The 3,298-nt window shown below is 63.6% G+C and carries 5 protein-coding genes; all 5 read right to left on the bottom strand.

Annotation, left to right across the window (positions count from 1 at the left end; genetic code table 11):
* Window positions 1–23: 23 nt before the first annotated feature.
* Entirely contained in the window at window positions 24–815 is a 792-nt protein-coding gene (gene hisF / locus EOA85_RS30920) for an imidazole glycerol phosphate synthase subunit HisF (protein ID WP_065011530.1), read from the bottom strand.
* Window positions 815–1,651 (bottom strand): arginase family protein, encoded by an 837-nt coding sequence (locus EOA85_RS30915; protein WP_127212261.1) that lies wholly within the window; start codon window positions 1,649–1,651, stop codon window positions 815–817. The genes hisF and EOA85_RS30915 overlap by 1 nt, the downstream gene beginning before the upstream one ends.
* On the bottom strand, window positions 1,648–2,397 hold the full coding sequence (gene hisA, locus EOA85_RS30910) for a 1-(5-phosphoribosyl)-5-[(5-phosphoribosylamino)methylideneamino]imidazole-4-carboxamide isomerase (protein WP_095517448.1): 750 nt from the start codon (window positions 2,395–2,397) through the stop codon (window positions 1,648–1,650). The genes EOA85_RS30915 and hisA overlap by 4 nt, the downstream gene beginning before the upstream one ends.
* 2 nt (window positions 2,398–2,399) lie before the next feature.
* On the bottom strand, window positions 2,400–2,690 hold the full coding sequence (locus EOA85_RS30905; RefSeq protein WP_127212260.1) for a DUF1330 domain-containing protein: 291 nt from the start codon (window positions 2,688–2,690) through the stop codon (window positions 2,400–2,402).
* Between the two features lie 4 nt (window positions 2,691–2,694).
* Window positions 2,695–3,298 (bottom strand): imidazole glycerol phosphate synthase subunit HisH (hisH, locus tag EOA85_RS30900; RefSeq protein ID WP_127212259.1); only part of this gene is annotated, 604 nt, incomplete at its 5' end.

Below are 3,298 nucleotides of genomic sequence, written 5' to 3'. Positions count from 1 at the left end.
GACCTTCGGTTCGGGATCATGCTTTAGAGCCGATCACCCGGGGAGTCCAGTCGCATCGGCAGGCCGGCGCGGGCCATATGCGCCTTGGCTTCGGCAATGCTGTAGGTGCCGAAATGGAAGATCGATGCCGCCAGCACCGCGCCGGCATGGCCGTCGCGAATGCCCTCGACCATGTGATCGAGCGTGCCGACGCCGCCGGAGGCGATGACCGGCGCACGCACGGCGTCGGCTACCGCGCGGGTGAGCGCGATGTCGTAGCCGGCCTTGGTGCCGTCGCGGTCCATCGACGTCAGCAGGATCTCGCCGGCGCCGCGATCGACCATCTGCTGAGCGAATTCGACCGCGTCGATGCCGGTCTTTTCGCGGCCGCCATGGGTAAAAATCTCCCAGCGGTCGGCCTCGCCTTCGCCCGATACTTTCTTGGCATCGATGGCGATGACGATGCACTGGTTGCCGAATTTGTCAGCCGCCTCGGCGACGAAATCGGGATTCTTCACCGCCGCCGTATTGATCGACACCTTGTCGGCGCCGGCCAAAAGCAGCTTTCTTATGTCGGCGACCTGTCGCACGCCGCCGCCGACGGTCAGCGGCATGAAGCATTGTTCGGCGGTGCGGGCGACGATGTCGAAGATGGTCTCGCGATTTTCGGACGAAGCGGTGATGTCGAGGAAGCAGAGTTCGTCGGCGCCGGCGGCGTCATAGGCCTTGGCCGCCTCGACCGGATCGCCGGCATCGACCAGGTCGACGAAGTTGACGCCCTTGACGACGCGGCCGTTCTTGACGTCGAGACAGGGGATGACGCGGGCTTTCAGCATCAGATCCTCGCAAGCGCGGCAAGAAAATCGCCAAGCAATTGCCCAACTACAGGCGGAACCTCGCCCTTGGCGTCAAAGGCAGGATCGTAGGCGGACAGGGTGACGCCGACTATCGGGATCGACTTGGCCAGCCCGCAAACCAGTTGCCGCAGTTGCTCCGGATTTGGACCTCCCGGCCGTGCATAGCGGTTCACTTGCAGCACATCGGGATCGTGAACATCCAGATCCAGATGCAAATGCACTTGGGCCGCGCCGGCCGCCTTTAGCTTTCCGACATTGTCGAGTGCATCGGCCCATTGGGCGCGAATGATTGGCAACGTCTCCAGAAGCCGCCTTTCATCGGGATCGAGGTCGCGTGCATCGACCAGCATGCACCGCGACGGCTCGATCGCCTGGAAGCCGGGAATCGCTGACGTCATAGGGCGCCAGCAGAGCCCCAGCGTCGTCGCCAGCGCCATGCCGTCGAGAAAGCCGTAGGTGGACGTCTCGGGCGTGTTGAGATCGCCATGCTGATCGATCCAGATGATCGAATCAGCGGTATCGCCAGCCACCGCACCGGCGGCGGTCAGGCAATTTCCGGTGAGCACAATGGGAAAACGCTCATCGTCGCGCGCCATGTCGACCTTGGTGGCGACTGCCCGACAAACCGCGAAACCTGTCGCGATTTCGCGTTTCTGGGCATCGCCGACTTCGCCGATGTCCTCGACGACGACATCGTGGCCGCGAAAGGCAAGTTCATCGATGAGGCCGCCGGCAATGATGGCGTCGGGGCCCTGGCCACAGCCGGAATGATAAAGGCCGCTGTCATAGGGTGCGAGGATGACCGAGAGTTTCATCGCGCCCTCGCCTTCTCCGGTCCTGCCGCCAGGATCGCCAGTGCCTCGGCCGGATCGATACGCCCGTCATAAAGCGCGCGGCCGGAGATGGCACCTTCAAGTTTTTGCGCATCGGGCATGGTCATGCGCACGATGTCGGCGATCGAGGCAAGCCCCCCGGAGGCGATGACGGGGATTGAAACTGCTTCGGCGAGATCGATGGTGGCATCCCAGTTTATGCCGGTCAGCACACCGTCGCGGTCGATGTCGGTGTAGATGATGGCGGCAACGCCGGCGCCCTCGAACTTCCTCGCCAGTTCGATGACGCCGAGGCTCGAGGCCTCGGCCCAGCCCTCGACCGCGACCTTGCCGCCCTTGGCGTCGATGCCGACGGCGATCTTGCCCGGGAACGCCTTGCAGGCCTGCCTGACCAGATCCGGATCGCGCACGGCCACCGTGCCGAGAATGATCCGCGCCAGCCCGCGATCGAGCCAGTCCTCGACCTGCGCCAGGGTGCGGATGCCGCCGCCGAGCTGCACCGGGTTTTTCGTCGCCTTGAGGATGGCGCCGACCGCCGCGCTGTTGACGCTCTGGCCCTTGAAGGCGCCGTTGAGGTCAACGACATGCAGCCATTCAAAACCCTGTTGCTCGAAGGCCCTGGCCTGCGCGGCCGGGTCGTCATTGTAGATCGTCGCGGTCGCCATATCGCCGTGCTTCAGGCGCACGCACTTGCCGTCCTTGAGGTCGATGGCCGGGAACAGGATCACTTTCAGGCGCCCTCGACGATCGCGAAATGGCCGGTCGAAGCCGCCAGTCGATTCCGTAGTGCGGTCTGATAGGCCGGCGACTGGTAACAGTTCAGCGCTGTCTGATAAGAGGCGAACTCGACCACAACATGCCTGTCAAATTCCGATCCTTCTGGGTTTGTGACCTGTCCGCCGCGCATGAGATAGCGGCCGTCATAGCGCGAAATGGCGTCACTGATGGCGTCACGGTAGCGCTGATAACCGTCGGGGTCAGTCACCGTTAGCATGACCACCCAGTAGCCTTTCTTACTCATGATCCTAGGGCCTCCAGCGCAGAAAATTGGTGATCAGCGCCAGGCCAAGCGCCTGGCTCTTTTCGGGATGAAACTGCGTGCCGGCGAGATTGCCGCTGACAACAGCGGCCGTCACCGGACCACCGTAGTCGGCAATCGCCAGCACCTCCTGCGGCTTCTGCGCGTCGAGATGGTAGGAATGAACGAAATAGGCGTGCAGTCCCTTGGCGCCGGTCGGAATGCCGGAAAACAGCGGATGCTTGCGCGTGAGCTCGATCGTATTCCAGCCGATCTGCGGGATCTTCAGCGCAGGATCGGCCGGGGTGATCTCCTTGACGTCGCCGGCGATCCAGCCAAAACCTTTTGTAACGGTCTTTTCCAGGCCCCGCTCCGACATCAGCTGCATGCCGACGCAGATGCCGAGGAATGGCCGCCCCTTGACGATCGCGACCTCCTCGACCGCTTCCCACATGCCGGCCACAGCGCGCAGCCCGGCCGCGCAATCGGCATATGCGCCGACGCCGGGCAGGACGATGCGATCGGCGGTCCTGACACGCTCGGCATCGGCGGTCAGGTCGATCGCTGCGGCGATACCGGCTTCATGCGCGGCGCGCTCGAAGGCCTTGGTG

The sequence above is a fragment of the Mesorhizobium sp. M5C.F.Ca.IN.020.29.1.1 genome (genome assembly GCF_003997375.1).
In the GTDB taxonomy this organism is placed as follows: Bacteria; Pseudomonadota; Alphaproteobacteria; order Rhizobiales; family Rhizobiaceae; genus Mesorhizobium; species Mesorhizobium wenxiniae.
Note: the sequence above shows the minus strand (reverse complement) of the source record. Positions and strands in the feature narration are given on the sequence as shown.